This window comes from Streptomyces sp. NPDC050439, assembly GCF_040655335.1.
Classification (GTDB): domain Bacteria; phylum Actinomycetota; class Actinomycetes; order Streptomycetales; family Streptomycetaceae; genus Streptomyces.
The window spans coordinates 547188-559889 of the sequence record NZ_JBFAJT010000001.1 but is presented as its reverse complement, the minus strand read 5'-3'; the positions used below and the strand labels follow the sequence as shown (position 1 = coordinate 559889).

At 69.1% G+C, this 12702-nt stretch carries 14 protein-coding genes and 2 pseudogenes; 8 read left to right on the top strand and 8 right to left on the bottom strand.

All coding sequences use genetic code 11. From position 1 onward, the window contains the following. Window positions 1–208 precede the first annotated feature (208 nt). The gene (locus AB0I66_RS02650) at window positions 209–1204 is read left to right on the top strand and encodes an ArsR family transcriptional regulator (protein WP_363205842.1); all 996 of its coding nucleotides are present in this window, start codon (window positions 209–211) and stop codon (window positions 1202–1204) included. Window positions 1205–1408: 204 nt separating this feature from the next. Here the strand turns inward: AB0I66_RS02650 and AB0I66_RS02645 are convergent. Next, window positions 1409–1597: pseudogene (locus tag AB0I66_RS02645) on the bottom strand (sensor histidine kinase); the annotation flags it as partial. A 56-nt stretch (window positions 1598–1653) separates the two neighbouring features. Between AB0I66_RS02645 and AB0I66_RS02640 the strand changes: the two are divergent. Beyond that, window positions 1654–1776: pseudogene (locus AB0I66_RS02640) on the top strand (hypothetical protein); the annotation flags it as partial. 38 nt (window positions 1777–1814) lie between these two features. Here AB0I66_RS02640 and AB0I66_RS02635 read toward each other — a convergent pair. Together AB0I66_RS02635 and AB0I66_RS02630 are read right to left on the bottom strand one after the other, a co-directional pair. After that, a complete protein-coding gene (locus AB0I66_RS02635) occupies window positions 1815–3089 on the bottom strand; it encodes an APC family permease (RefSeq protein WP_363205841.1) in 1275 nt (424 codons plus the stop codon). A 537-nt stretch (window positions 3090–3626) separates the two neighbouring features. Then, window positions 3627–4037 (bottom strand): STAS domain-containing protein, encoded by a 411-nt coding sequence (locus AB0I66_RS02630; protein WP_363205840.1) that lies wholly within the window; start codon window positions 4035–4037, stop codon window positions 3627–3629. A gap of 504 nt (window positions 4038–4541) precedes the next feature. Here AB0I66_RS02630 and AB0I66_RS02625 point away from each other — a divergent pair. Then, window positions 4542–5066 carry a hypothetical protein gene (locus tag AB0I66_RS02625; protein ID WP_363205839.1) on the top strand — a complete coding sequence of 175 codons (525 nt, stop codon included), beginning with the start codon at window positions 4542–4544 and terminating at the stop codon, window positions 5064–5066. Window positions 5067–5210: 144 nt separating this feature from the next. On the opposite strand, the gene AB0I66_RS02620 is transcribed toward AB0I66_RS02625, so the two are convergent. Then, window positions 5211–5681: a DUF3592 domain-containing protein gene (locus tag AB0I66_RS02620; RefSeq protein WP_363205838.1), complete on the bottom strand. Its 471-nt coding sequence runs from the start codon at window positions 5679–5681 to the stop codon at window positions 5211–5213. 136 nt (window positions 5682–5817) lie between these two features. Further along, a complete protein-coding gene (locus AB0I66_RS02615; RefSeq protein WP_363205837.1) occupies window positions 5818–6339 on the bottom strand; it encodes a hypothetical protein in 522 nt (173 codons plus the stop codon). Between the two features lie 139 nt (window positions 6340–6478). Here AB0I66_RS02615 and AB0I66_RS02610 point away from each other — a divergent pair, with 139 nt between their 5' ends. The 4 genes from AB0I66_RS02610 to AB0I66_RS02595 all read left to right on the top strand — a co-directional run bounded on the left by AB0I66_RS02610 (window position 6479) and on the right by AB0I66_RS02595 (window position 9236). After that, window positions 6479–7060 (top strand): sugar O-acetyltransferase, encoded by a 582-nt coding sequence (locus AB0I66_RS02610; protein WP_363205836.1) that lies wholly within the window; start codon window positions 6479–6481, stop codon window positions 7058–7060. Between the two features lie 11 nt (window positions 7061–7071). Continuing rightward, the gene (locus AB0I66_RS02605; protein ID WP_363205835.1) at window positions 7072–7653 is read left to right on the top strand and encodes a TetR family transcriptional regulator; all 582 of its coding nucleotides are present in this window, start codon (window positions 7072–7074) and stop codon (window positions 7651–7653) included. Window positions 7654–7686: 33 nt separating this feature from the next. Beyond that, on the top strand, window positions 7687–8592 hold the full coding sequence (locus AB0I66_RS02600) for a metalloregulator ArsR/SmtB family transcription factor (RefSeq protein ID WP_363205834.1): 906 nt from the start codon (window positions 7687–7689) through the stop codon (window positions 8590–8592). A gap of 80 nt (window positions 8593–8672) precedes the next feature. Further along, window positions 8673–9236, top strand: a complete 564-nt coding sequence (locus tag AB0I66_RS02595; protein WP_363206655.1) for a dihydrofolate reductase family protein — start codon at window positions 8673–8675, stop codon at window positions 9234–9236. A 74-nt stretch (window positions 9237–9310) separates the two neighbouring features. On the opposite strand, the gene AB0I66_RS02590 is transcribed toward AB0I66_RS02595, so the two are convergent. Next, the gene (locus AB0I66_RS02590; protein ID WP_363205833.1) at window positions 9311–10222 is read right to left on the bottom strand and encodes a calcium-binding protein; all 912 of its coding nucleotides are present in this window, start codon (window positions 10220–10222) and stop codon (window positions 9311–9313) included. A gap of 241 nt (window positions 10223–10463) precedes the next feature. Continuing rightward, the gene (locus tag AB0I66_RS02585) at window positions 10464–11525 is read right to left on the bottom strand and encodes a lytic polysaccharide monooxygenase (protein ID WP_363206654.1); all 1062 of its coding nucleotides are present in this window, start codon (window positions 11523–11525) and stop codon (window positions 10464–10466) included. A gap of 352 nt (window positions 11526–11877) precedes the next feature. Between AB0I66_RS02585 and AB0I66_RS02580 the strand changes: the two genes are divergently transcribed. Further along, window positions 11878–12072, top strand: coding sequence for a hypothetical protein (locus tag AB0I66_RS02580; protein WP_363205832.1), 195 nt, complete (start codon window positions 11878–11880; stop codon window positions 12070–12072). A gap of 32 nt (window positions 12073–12104) precedes the next feature. Here AB0I66_RS02580 and AB0I66_RS02575 read toward each other — a convergent pair whose 3' ends face one another. Further along, on the bottom strand, window positions 12105–12680 hold the full coding sequence (locus AB0I66_RS02575; RefSeq protein WP_363205831.1) for an Imm21 family immunity protein: 576 nt from the start codon (window positions 12678–12680) through the stop codon (window positions 12105–12107). Window positions 12681–12702 lie beyond the last annotated feature (22 nt).

Sequence of the window (12702 nt, the reverse complement as noted above, 5' to 3'; positions counted from 1 at the left end):
CGATTTTCACCGGGCGACGGTCGGCGTGCCGGCGCGCAGACGGGTCGGCGGTCCGGCGGTCCAGCGGGTGACAGACAAGCGGGCCGGCGGTCGGGATCGTCGGGCCAATGCCCCCGCGCCGCTTTGAACTCGGGCAGCACTGACGCGAGCATGACCGGTCAGAGCTTTCGGTTCTGCCCGAGCAGGGCAGGCCACAAGGGGGAAGCGAATGCTCCGTATCCACTTCACCGATGCTGACCTCGGCCGGACACGTGTCGCGGCCGGACCCGATCCTCTGTGGGAGATCTGCGCGAGCCTGCACCGGTTCCAGACCCGCCACGGCCGGTGGGCCTACGCCGACTGGCATCGCACCGCCCGCACCCGACTGCACGCGACCGGATTCAGCCGCACCCTGCGCACCCTCCTGCTGCCCCTGGTCCCGCGGGCCGCGTACTTCCCCGACTTCCTCACCCCACCGGAGGGGGCCGAAGGACTCGACGCGGGCCTGGAAGCCATCCTGAGCACGCCGCCGCGCCGTGTCCTGCACGAGCTGCACATCCTCGACCGTACGAGCGGGGCGCCTGCCTGGGGCGCTCGCCTGGCGGAGCCGGACGTCCGCAAGGAGCTGGTCCAGGCGATGCGGGCCTACTACAACACGGTGATCGCCCCCTACGACGACCGCATCCAGGCCCGTATCGAAGCCGAACGGCAAGCGCGGGCCCGCGGCGTCGTCGACCACGGAACCGAGGGAATCCTCCGGAACCTGGGCCCGGCCCTGCAATGGCGGCGCCCCGTCCTGCACACGGTCTATCCCGAAGAGCGCGCCCTGCACCTCAACGGCCGGGGGCTCTTCCTGATCCCGTCCTACTTCTGCTGGGGAAACCCGGTCACCTTCGGCGACACGGCCCTGAAACCCGTGCTGATCTACGCGCTCAACCACGAGCCCCACCGATCCGCTCTCCCACAGGACTTCGGCACGGGTGCGCCCCTCGCGGCTCTCCTCGGCCGCACCCGCACCGCCGTCTTCCGGGCAACCACAGTGGGGGCCACCACCGGCGAACTCGCCCATGCCGCCGGAGTCTCGGCGTCGTCCGCCAGCCAGCACGCCACAGCCCTGCGGGACGCCGGCTTCATCGTCAGCCACCGAAACGCCCAATCCGTGCTGCACACCCTCACACCCCTGGGCGCCGCACTCCTGCGCGCCAACACCCCGACGCGCCGGTGACCGGAAAGAGACCGTGTCAGCGGGCTGATCACCATGGCAGCCGCGATCTCTTCGTGGTCAGTTCATCGAGGCCGGGGCCGACTGTTGTGCCGCGCGGCTGCCGCAGGGAGTCCTCCGGCACGATGTCCTTTTCGAGATGTCGACAAGGGCGAGGTCGGGCAGGTGCTCCCGGGCCAGGGCCAGAACCTCCTTGCCGTTGGCTGCCTCGGCCCGGACGGTGAAGCCGCCCCCGGTACGTGGGTCCGCGCGCAGGCGGCCGCCGAGGGCGGTGACGCGCTCACGCATGCCGAGCAGCCCGACGCCGGGCACCGGGGCGGCGCCCGGCTCGGCCTTGCCGTCGTCGACCTGTATGGACAGGGTGTCGGGGACGTAGCTGATGCGGACCGACTCGCTACACCCGCAGCCGTGCAGGTCGCGGTCGCCGCCGATGAGGGTGGGCCCAGTCCGCAGGACGCATCGGCATCGGCAACGGCCGAGGCAGGGCCGCCTTGGCTTTGGTGATCGCGCTCATAGCCATCGTCGTCAGCGGCAGGATTCTGTCCCGCGCTCGCCGCACCGGCCGTGTCGGCTGACCGGTCCGCTTCCCGCTCGGCGTGTACTTCAGCGCCGATCAGCGAGACCGGTGCCCCGCGACCCTCCGGCGTACGAAGTAGGCGACCGCCCCGACCGCCAGGACGGTGGCGCCGGAGATGACCGAGGACAGCGGGAGGCTGAGGGCGAGGACCAGGCAGCCGGCCAGGCCGATGGCGGGGACGGCGCGAGGGGGGCGGCCTTCGGAGGGCGTCAGGGTCCAGGCGGCGGCGTTGGCGATGGCGTAGTACGCGAGCACCCCGAAGGAGGAGAAGCCGATCGCTCCTCGCAGGTCGGTGAGGGCCACGAGGGTCACCACGACCGCACCGACGGCGAGTTCGGCCCGGTGGGGGACGTGGAACCGCGGGTGGACGGCTGCCAGCGCGTGCGGCAGGTGGTGGTCGCGGGCCATCGCCAGGGTGGTTCGCGAGATGCCGAGGATCAGCGCGAGCAGGGCACCGAGCGCGGCGACGGCGGCACCGGCACGCACCACCGGCGCCAGTTCGGGCACTCCCGCCGCGCGCACCGTGTCCGTGAGCGGGGCGGTGGTCTCGGCAAGGCCGCCGGGACCGAGTACGACCAGGACGGCGACGGCGACCGCGACGTACACCGAGAGTGTGATGCCCAGGGCGAGGGGGATCGCACGGGGAATGGTGCGGCGCGGATCACGCACCTCCTCGCCGAGGGTGGCGATGCGCGCGTAACCGGCGAAGGCGAAGAACAACAGTCCGGCAGCCTCCAGCACGCCGCCCACCCCGGCGTCCCCGCCCAGCTTCAGGCGGCTGACATCGGCTGTGCCACTCGTGCAGGAGACGGCCACGACGGCGGCGAGGACCGCGAGGACGAGGGCGACGACGCCGCGGGTCAGCCAGACGGTCTTCTGAATTCCCACGTAGTTGACGGCGGTCAATGCCACCACGGCGGCGATGGCGACGGGCCTTTCATGACCGGGCCAGGCGTAGGCACCGACAGTGAGGGCCATGGCCGCGCAGGAGGCGGTCTTGCCGATGACGAATCCCCAGCCGGCGAGGTACCCCCAGAACTCGCCGAGCCGCTCGCGGCCGTAGACGTAGGTCCCTCCCGAAGCGGGGTAGCGGGCCGCGAGCCGAGCCGATGAGGTGGCGTTGCAGTACGCGACCACCGCGGCGACGGCGAGGCCGACGAGCAGCCCCGAGCCCGCGGCGCGGGCAGCCGGGGCGAACGCGGCGAAGATGCCCGCCCCGATCATCGATCCGAGGCCGATCACCACCGCGTCTCCCACCCCGAACCGTCGCTGCAGCTGGGGAGCGCCCGCGGGGGAGGGCGGAGTGCTCATGGGTGTACTCCTCGGCAGTGAAACGGCTGGTCCGGAGGGTTGGAGGGCTGGAGGTCTAGAGGGCTGGAGGAACGGGGGGCTGGACGACTCAAGGACACGATCGTCTACGTTCGTTCCATGGGGGCCACCGTCACATTCCCCACGCCTTCACGGCAGTCGACAGTCAGCCCCACCCGGCTGAACTCGTCGACACTCTGTCCCGAGATACCGGGTCGTGTAGTCGGGGTCGGAGAGCACGATCCTGCCTCCAGGGCGGACCACGCGCCATCATGCTCGCCGCTCGCCGCTCGCCGCTCGCCGCTCGCGGATTGCGGATTGCGGACGTCATGGTGGAGGCCCGGACGCTGGTCGTCCGGAACCCCACGGCCGTCGACAACGTGATGGGGCTGAGGAGTTGGGCTCGTACCGCTGCTTCTCGCGGATACCTGGAACCCTCCGACGCGGAAAGATTCACCGCCCAGTTCGACCGAGCGGTCGTGACCGAGCGCTTCACCTATGCCCTGATCTTCTTGCTGGTGTCAGGGAGGCGTCGCACGACTATCTCAAGTGAATGGTCGCGGCGGCGGAGCAGCACGGTGGAGCGTGCCGAGGGTGCAGGTGCAAGTGCAGGCTGTGTTCGTTACGCATGATCACTTGCTCGACGGGGGCGCTGATCGCGATCAAGCCGAGACTGCCCTGAGCGGTCTCCAGCGCATGCCGCAGTCCGAGAAGCATGTAAAGGCTGCCGTTGTCACACCAGGCCACGTCTCTCGCATCCAGGTGTAAATGCCGGTGACCATCCTCCACGTGGGTGATGGCCAGATCGCACAGCAAGTTGACGCTGAGCACATCGAGTTCACCGGCCAGTTCGAAGGTGAGCGTGCCACTGTCGTCGGCGGCCGCCAGGACTCGCACGCTGAGCCGTGGCGGGTCGGCCTCGGACCAGGTGCGAGTGGAACCTTTCCGCATGATCTGCCTTGCGTAGTGGGGCCAAACATTGGGGCTTCACCCAGCACTCGTACCGGTGGCGGCGGCAGAGCGCATGGCCGGAGCAGTCTCATCGGCGAGAGACAGTTTCAGCCGCTGGTGGTTGGTCGGGTGTCTGCGACCCGAGGCCGGGGCCGGGGGCGGAGCAAGCGGTCAGGATCTTGCGCGTCGGTCTTTCCCGGCCGATCAGTCGGCGAGCGGATATGCGAAGTAGGTTTCCGGCAATCACATGCCGGTTTCCGCCACAGTTTACTCACGGCGCCGGGGGACGGGAATCTGCTCGGGCGCAGGAAAGGTCCCCGGCGAGGAGCGCTCACGGGGCAGAATCGAATACGTGTCGAGGCGTGTACGGCAATGGTTCGTACAACCGGCAATGAATCGTACGGGCGGGCGATTCCTCGGATAAATCACAAGCGATGGAGCCGCCATCCGTCCTATCGTGACGCCGCCGCCCACACGGGGCGGTCCGATCGGAGAGGCGGCGGAGTGCCGGACGCGTACGAGGTCATGCTGGACGCCGAGTTGAGCAAAGTGTTCGACGTGTGGTCCGGGTATCTGGACGCCCGGACGGGGGAGGACCACCAGGTGCGTGCCCGACTGCGCTCCATGCTGGACTCAGCCCGCACCTCGGCCGCGGAGGGCGAACTCGCCACCGCACGCGCCCTGGTGGCGGACATGTACGAGGATGCCCGCGCAGCCGCCCTCCCCTGGGCTCCTTCGCGGCCTCGCCCCTGCGAGGCGGACCGGCAGACGCGCGACTACGCGAAGGACACGCTGAAACAGGTGCTTCCTCTGGAACTGCGGGATCGCCTCGACCACGTTGACCTCTTCCTCTCGGTCACATGCCGCGACCTCCAGGCTGCCCCCGGCCTCGACGAGGCCACCCGCCAGGACATCCTCTACATCAGCGCCCGCGCCGCGATGGCCCTGGACCTTGCCCACCCCGCGGCGGCGGGACGCGAACTGGAACGCCTCAAGGCGATCGCGCGACGTTGTGGCGTCGCGGCGTGAAACTTGAGGGCCTGAGGGTCTGAGGGCCTGAGGGCCTGAGGGCCTGAGGGCCTGAGGGCCTGAGGGCCTGAGGGCCTGAGGGCCTGAGGGCCTGAGGGCCTGAGGGCCTGAGGGGGCGAGCTGTCGAGGGGTACCGGGCCGCGCCTAGGGACGCCTTCGCCCCGCCACCGCGACAGCCGTACCGATGCCGGCGATCACCAGGCCGATCCCGCCGAAGATCAGCGGCAGCAGCCACAGGGAGACGAACCCGTTGATGCGAGCGTCCTCGGGGGCGTCGGCGCGGTACAGCACCTCGACCTGCTCACCCCGGTCGTACGAGGGCGGGTTGGAGCCCATCGAGCTCTGGAACGTTCTCGGAATGCCGTCCGACGAGACGTATTCGACCACCGGGTAGGCCGCGGGACTGTCGTTCCCCTGGTTCTTGCGGGACGTGCCGCTGCTGTCGCTGCGCCATTCCAGCGCCACCACCGTGCCCTTGGCCCGCTCGGCGTCCTTCAGGAACGAGATGGACATTCCCGCCAGGGCCACCCCGAGGACGGTGAACACCGATCCGAGCGCGATCGCCCCGAAGGTGACCCACCGCCGGGCACCCCACCCACGTACCTGCACCTGCACGACGTCCCTCTCACCTGCGTAAAGCAGTCAGTCCAAGGCAACTTGACCAAAGGAGAGGGACGTTATCCCAGAGGGTTTCGCCGGAGTCGCCCGCCCCCGGCCCATCGCCCTGTGAAAGGGTCGCCGCCCGTGCGCCCTAGCTCTGCAAGGAGGAGCGCATGTAGCGAAAGCGGTCGAGGGAGCGGCGACGCATCCAGAGGACCCAGCCACAGAACCCGATCAGGCCGACCGCGAGGATCAGCGGAGTGACCAACGAGCCGGTGGCCGCCCCGAGACCGAGCATGGCGACGGCGATGAACACGATGAAGCCCAGCAAGAACGGCAGCCATTTGCCGGCCCGTTCCATCTGTCCCAACTGCTCGGCGACGAGCCGCCGCATGGAAGCCCGCTCCTGGGGCTCGCTCGGAACCTCGCGATGCCGGATCTTGCGGTGGAGCTCGGTGACTCCCCGCGCGTCGGTACCGGCCGCCCGGCCGGCCTTGCGGCGCTGCACGGCCACGACCGTCATCGCGACGGCGGTGTAGAGCATGGCCTGGATGATCCACACGACCGGATGCTCGTCCGGGCGGAACAGAGCGGTGACCCCCACACCCAGAACAAAGATCAGGACCGCTTGAGCGGCCAGACTCTGGTCGAGCCAGCGCTTGAAGGCGCGCATGGAACGTACCTCCTCGGAATCGACGGATACCGCAGCCGCTACCGAATACCCCGCATGGGCAAGCCCATGAGCCAAGACCATGAACGCCAGCAGAATGCGGAGCGTACGTTCGTACCTTCCTGAGTGTACGATCGTACGCATGCCGACGGACTACTTCGCTGACGACCCGCGCACGAACCTGGAACGCATGCTCGCGGGCGACCTCTACATCGCCGACGACCTCGACATCGCTCGCAGGCAACAGCACGCCATGCGGCTCGCTGCCCGCTATCAGTCCGTGTTCCTCGACGACGCGGGCGAAGCTCGGGCGGTTCTGGCCGAGTTGCTTGCCTCGGTGGGCGAGGGCGTGGAAGTGCGGCCGCCGCTGTACGTCGACTACGGCAGCAACATCTCCATCGGCGCCCGCACCTTCGTGAACTACCACCTCACCGCGCTGGACGTCGCCCGCATCACCATCGGCGAGGACTGCCAGATCGGCCCCAACGTCCAACTCCTCACCCCCACCCACCCCGTGGAGCCGCAGCCGCGGCGCGACAAGCTGGAGGCCGCGCTCCCCATCACCATCGGGAACAACGTCTGGCTCGGCGGTGGCGTCATCGTCTGCCCCGGCGTGACGATCGGGGACAACAGCGTCATCGGTGCCGGTGCAGTCGTCACGAAGGACGTACCCGCCGATGTCGTCGCCGTCGGTAATCCCGCCCGTCCCGTCCGCAGTCTCTAGAGGCCCTCACGATGGCCACCGGTCACGCAGACCCCCGGCGGCGCGAGCGCATCCTCGCCGCCACTCTCGCCCACATCGCCGACGAAGGCGTCGCCGGTGTCTCCCACCGCAAGATCGCCACGCGTGCCGCGGTTCCGCTCGGCTCGATGACGTACCACTTCACCGGCATCGACGACCTGCTCCGCGAAGCCTTCACGCTCTTCGCCGACCACATCGTGGCCGTCTTCGCGCGGCACTTGGACCACGCCGACAGCCCCGAGGAGGCGCGTGAGGCCGTCACCGACCTCATCCACGCGCTCTCGGAAGGGCCTCGGCGTGACCTGATCCTCACGCAGGAGCTCTACACCCTCGCCGCCCGGCGCCCGGAGTACCGGAAGTTGACCCAGGCGTGGATGCGCGGCAGTCGGCGTCTGCTGGAACGGCACTTCGACCCGGACACGGCCCGGCAACTCGACGCGCTCATCGAGGGGCTCACGCTGCACCGAGCCTTGGACGGCGACGGCGACGGGGAGGGCGGTGTGATGGCGCGCGGTCGTGAGCTGACGCGCCAAGCGGTGGAGCGCATCACTAACCAGGGTCTACATATTCCTTGACACGAATATTCGCTGTGAGGAATACTTCTCGCCATGGACGCACTCCTCTCCGCTCTTGCCGACCCGGCTCGGTGGCGGCTCGTGACGCTGCTGGCCGAGCGGCCCCGTTCCGTGGGCGTGCTCGCCCAGCTCGCCGAGGCGCGTCAGCCGCAGACGACCAAGCACCTGCAAGTCCTTGAGCGCGCCGGTGTCGTCACCTCCCGGCGCACGGGCCAGCGCCGCGTCTACGCCCTCAAGTCCGCTGCCCTGCGCGACCTGGCGGCTGCGCTCAACCGCATCGCCGACACCGCTGACACCGTCGGCCATGAGGGCGGCACGCGGGCGACCTTCGACGCCTACGGGGCGAGCCTCCATGCTGAGCGGGTCGCCGCGCGCGATGCGGGGTGGGCCGACGGTCGCTCGTTCAGGTTCAGCCGGTCGCTGGCCGGAGGCCCCGAGCTGGTCTGGCGCCACCTGACCGAACCCGATCTGCTCTCCCGGTGGTGGACACCCGACGATCTCCGCGTCTCGGAGCTCCTCTTCGAGGCGCGGCCGGGCGGGCGGATCGTCCACGAGTACCGCGACGCCGAGGACGCCGACGGCTCCGACGTGGTCGTCGGGCGCGCGGAGGGAGCCGTCGTCGACGCACGCGTAGGCGAGCACCTCGCCTACCGGCTCTCCCCACTCCTTCCCGACGGCGGCCTCGCTTTCACCGCCCACGTCGATCTCGGCCTGACCCCCACCGGCACCGACACGGGCGCCAGCGCTGGTGCCGGTACCGGAACGCACCTCGACGTCCACTGGCGGATCACCGACAGCACGGTCGACTCCGCCGACTTCATCGCAGGGATCGAGATCGGCTTCGGCCAGAGCCTCGACAAGCTCGCCGCGACCCTCGCCGCGGACCCGCACGGCACTCACGCCTCGGACGCCACCATCGACTCAAGGAGCACGAAGTGACAGAGCAGACAGGGCAGACACAGCAGGCAGAGCAGACACAGCAGGCAGAGCGGAACGCGGGCCGTCGCGTCGTCACGAACATGGCCCTCTCCCTCGACGGCCACTACGCCGCGCCGGGCAACCCGCTGGACATGAGCTGGGTGATGCCGTACGCCCATACCGACGTCGCCCGCGACCACCTGACCGGCCTTTGGGAGACGGCGACGACGACCCTGCTGGGGCGGGTCAACGCCGAGGGTTTTCTTGGCTTCTGGCCCACAGTCATCGGCATGGAGGGCGCCGACCCGCGTGACGAGGCCTTCGCCAAGTGGCTCGTCGAAACGGACAAGGTCGTCCTCTCCTCCACCCTGGGCGAGGTTCCGTGGGAGCGGACGACGATCGTCGACAAACCGGCCGCCGAGGTGGTCACTGACCTCAAGTCGACCGAAGGCGGTGACATTCTCGTGCTCTCCAGCGCGAGCGTCATCAGGTCGCTGCTGGCGGCCGACAAGGTCGACCGGCTGGCGCTCACGGTCTTTCCGCTCTTCCTCGGCGGCGGGCCGCGCCTTTTCGACGACGGCCTGCCCGCGGGGAAGTGGACGCTCGCGAGCCAGACCGCGGGCGAGCACGGGGCATTGGCTCTCGTCTACGACAGGATCCGCTGAAGCCCCATGGGTTCCGCTGTCAGGGCACTGCGCGGCCGATCGCGCAGTGCCCTGACCGGTGAGAAGCGGACGTGTCAGTCCTGGCGGACGACGTTCGTGCCGGGACCACCGGAGAGGGTGTCCTGGCCTGCGCCGCCGTACAGCTTGTCGTCGCCGCTGTTCCCGTACATCGTGTCGTTGCCGCTGTTGCCGTACAGGGTGTCGTTGCCCTTGCCGCCGTAGACGAAGTCGTCGCCGGCTCCGGCGCGGATCGTGTCGTTGCCGTCGCCGCCGGAGAGGTTCTGCCTCTCCGCACCGCCCTGGATCACGTCGTTGCCCGCGCCGCCGTCGACGGCGGCCTCCTCGCCTTCCGAGTAGATCGTGTCGTTGTTGTTGCCGCCTTGCGCGATGCTGCCGCTCGCGGCGTGGATGGTGTCGTTGCCGTCCCCGCCGAGGACCACCCCGGCCTCACCCACGGTCAGGTCGTCGTCGCCCGCTCCTCCGAGGACGGAGTTGCCGTCGACGCCGCCGGTGTGGGTCGCGGTGTCCTTGCCGATTCCCAGGTCCGCCGAGGCGAAGTAGTACGTCTGGTCAGTGGTGTTGTCGTAGGCGAAGGTGTCGTCGCCGTCGCCGAGGGCCAACTTCAAGGTGGCGTACGGGTCCTGGGTCTCCAGCGTGGCGACCGTGCAGGAGACTGCGGTGCGGTCCGCACTGTCGGGGTAGGAGCAGCCTTCGCCCGCATTGATCGCAATCACGTCGTCGATCACGTAGGTGATCTCTTCCGAGCCTTCGGATCGGGACGCTGTGACCGTGGCCTTGTTGGTCTGGCCGACGGCGGCGGTGTAGACGATCGCGTGATCGCTCGCGCTGATCGCGGCAGTCGCTTCCGGGGCCGCGGCAGCTGCGGTGCCCGCCAGGAGGAAGGGAGCGGCCAGCCCCGTACCGAGAGCCAGTGTCACCGCCGACGCGGTGCGGACGACCCGGTGGCGGATGAGGTGAGAGGGCATTACTAAACCTCCGTGAGGCATACGTGGTCCTTGCAATTACGTGTGACCGACGGAGTTTGAGGTTGGTTGTAATGCGGTGTGTGAGAGGTGGGTTCGCTGATTCCCGGAGCGTGTTTCTCAAGCGGCCGCTGGTCAGCGGAGTTTGATTGCTCATTCGGGGCGCGACAATTCGCCGTAAGGCGCGGTTGGGCAGAAATTCACGCTGTGGAATGCCCACCCCTCACTACTCACCCTTCGCCACTCACCGCTGCGTGTTCGGCTTGCGGTGGCGTAGGCGCAGGACGGTTCCGCCGGCCAGGATCACTGCGCCGGCGCCGGCGAGGGGGCCGACCAGGCCGGAGCCTGGGGAACTCGTGGGTGCTCCGGAGGCGGCGTTCTCGATGTCAGGCGCGACGTCGGCCTCGGAGCGGGTCCCTGCCGAGGGGTGGCCGCCCTCTTCATGATGGACGCCATGCTTCTCGTGGGCTTGATGGGCCTGGTGGGCCTGGTGCGCGGCCTCGGCCTGCTTGGTGTTCTCCTTGCCGGCGCCGAGCGCGGTGACCGCGGCACCGGACCGTTCGCCACCGGTCAGGCCGGTGACCTCGCCGTTGCCCCCGTCGAAGACCACGTCCGAGCAGGAGAAGAAGTTCTCCTGACTGTCGGAGCGGATCCACTGGACGAACAGGATGTGCTTGCCGGTACGTTCGGGCAGTCGCAGGTCCCAGTAGTAGTGGCCTGCCTCGCTGCCGGGCCCGCCTTCCTGCGGCGGGTTCTGTACGGTCTGCACGTTCTCCAGGTCGGACCAGCCGAGCGGCTGTTGCGGGTCGTAACCGTCCTTGGTGACGTACACCTTGAACGTGCCGGGGTGGTGCGCCCAGTTGTTGTAGTTCATCTCGATGGTGGAGCCGCCCGTGAGATGGGTGACGGGCCAGTCGGTGCGGGTGGCGTTGTACGGGGAGAAGTCGTACGGGCTGCGGTCGCCCGCGCTGCACAGGGTGCCGTCCTCGACGTAGCCCTCGCCGCGGCCGCCCGCGTTGGAGTCGAGTACGGCGAACCAGTTGTAGAGCGGGGTGGTGCCCGCGTCCTGAACTGCCGCCTTGCAGGCGGGGTTTGACGGCATCTGGGTGGAGGAGTTGGCGAGGAGGTCCTTGTAGCACAGGTAGGTGCGCGACCCGGGCACCATGGCCACGCCGTGAGCGGCGGCCGTGCCCGGGACGGCCAGCACCGCCGCGGCGGCGATGCCGGTGGCGCCCGCGAGCGAGGCAAGGCGCCTGGCGTGCGCCGAACTCCGTACGCGGGACCGGAGTCGTGCTCCGGCAGGCATGGGGGAGCGGGGGATGTTCATGGGAACGTCTCCTTCGGGGAGTTTCCGATGAGCGGCTCACCCCGTGGTCGACACCGAGCCCGAAAAGGTTGCCGCGACGGCGGCAACTGTCGGCGGTAGAGGCCGGACAGGCGGCGCGAAGGCCTGGCCGGCTCAGTATGGTCATCCCGTGTGCTTCTACGCGATGACCTACTACAAGCTGCACTACGCGTGTCCGTCGTGCCGTGTCAGCTTCAAACGGCATGCGAATCCGCCGAAGCAGTACCCGTGTCCGAACTGCACCCGCCCCCTCATCTGCGCTGGTCATGACTTCGCTGCGCCGCGTAGGCGTGATGTCCGCGGATGGTCGGTCGTGGCCGTGGCCGTGGTCCTGGGCGCCGGGCTGCGGTACGAGGGGCGAGAGGCCTGCGGCTGCGGCAAGGAGCCCAAGTACCGTCCGCGCACGCGTGCCGAATTGCGGGTGCGTGAGAGCGTCGCGGTGAGGGAAGAACTCCCGCTGGCCGAGACGCTGGCCCGCCCGGACCCGTGGACCCCGACGGCACACTGAAGCGCTGCCAACTGCTCCCGCGCCCCCAGCTATTACAGAGGCACGAGGCGGACCACCCCGACCGAAGCGTCTTCGGTCCTGGCGTGAGCCGCCTGAACCTCCCATCGCCCCGCCAGAATGGCGACGGGGGCTTGTTCCGGCAACTCGGGCCTCGGCATCGCCAGTTCGTCGCCAGAGACCGCGGAATCCATGAGTACCGTCGGGCCACTCGTCTCCCAGACCCCGCAGTCCTCCCGCTCCGTACCCGGGTGTTCCATCACCTGCCCGGCGGCGGAAAGCAGTCCGGCCTCGGAGTCGGCGCCGAACCAGCGCACTAAAGCCTTGGGCTCGGGCAGATAGCAGGTCATGGCGGGTCCGTCACCCAGCACGAGAGCACTGGCACCGTCGCCATCCACGGGGAGCACCTCGGCGTAACCGTCCACCGCGCAGGCACGGTCGTAGTCGTCCGCGATGCCCGGGTCGCCGAGGACCTCCCCTGCTTCGGTGCAGCCATGCCACATGGAGAGCGCCGACACCGGCACCACGATGAGCGGCCCGCCCATCGACTCGACCCACCGCAGCTCAGTCGATCGGCGTCCGGGGGACTTCGCGTCCTGGGAGAGGGTCATGGGGCAAGTGTGCGGCCTGTCA

Coding starts and splice junctions, on each gene's coding strand:
- AB0I66_RS02650 (WP_363205842.1), top strand. CDS start 209: ATGCTCCGTATCCACTTCACCGATGCTGACCTCGGCCGGACACGTGTC.
- AB0I66_RS02630 (WP_363205840.1), bottom strand. CDS start 4,037: ATGCGGAAAGGTTCCACTCGCACCTGGTCCGAGGCCGACCCGCCACGG.
- AB0I66_RS02610 (WP_363205836.1), top strand. CDS start 6,479: ATGCCGACGGACTACTTCGCTGACGACCCGCGCACGAACCTGGAACGC.
- AB0I66_RS02585 (WP_363206654.1), bottom strand. CDS start 11,525: ATGCCTGCCGGAGCACGACTCCGGTCCCGCGTACGGAGTTCGGCGCAC.
- AB0I66_RS02590 (WP_363205833.1), bottom strand. CDS start 10,222: ATGCCCTCTCACCTCATCCGCCACCGGGTCGTCCGCACCGCGTCGGCG.
- AB0I66_RS02605 (WP_363205835.1), top strand. CDS start 7,072: ATGGCCACCGGTCACGCAGACCCCCGGCGGCGCGAGCGCATCCTCGCC.
- AB0I66_RS02575 (WP_363205831.1), bottom strand. CDS start 12,680: ATGACCCTCTCCCAGGACGCGAAGTCCCCCGGACGCCGATCGACTGAG.
- AB0I66_RS02595 (WP_363206655.1), top strand. CDS start 8,673: ATGGCCCTCTCCCTCGACGGCCACTACGCCGCGCCGGGCAACCCGCTG.
- AB0I66_RS02615 (WP_363205837.1), bottom strand. CDS start 6,339: ATGCGCGCCTTCAAGCGCTGGCTCGACCAGAGTCTGGCCGCTCAAGCG.
- AB0I66_RS02635 (WP_363205841.1), bottom strand. CDS start 3,089: ATGAGCACTCCGCCCTCCCCCGCGGGCGCTCCCCAGCTGCAGCGACGG.
- AB0I66_RS02600 (WP_363205834.1), top strand. CDS start 7,687: ATGGACGCACTCCTCTCCGCTCTTGCCGACCCGGCTCGGTGGCGGCTC.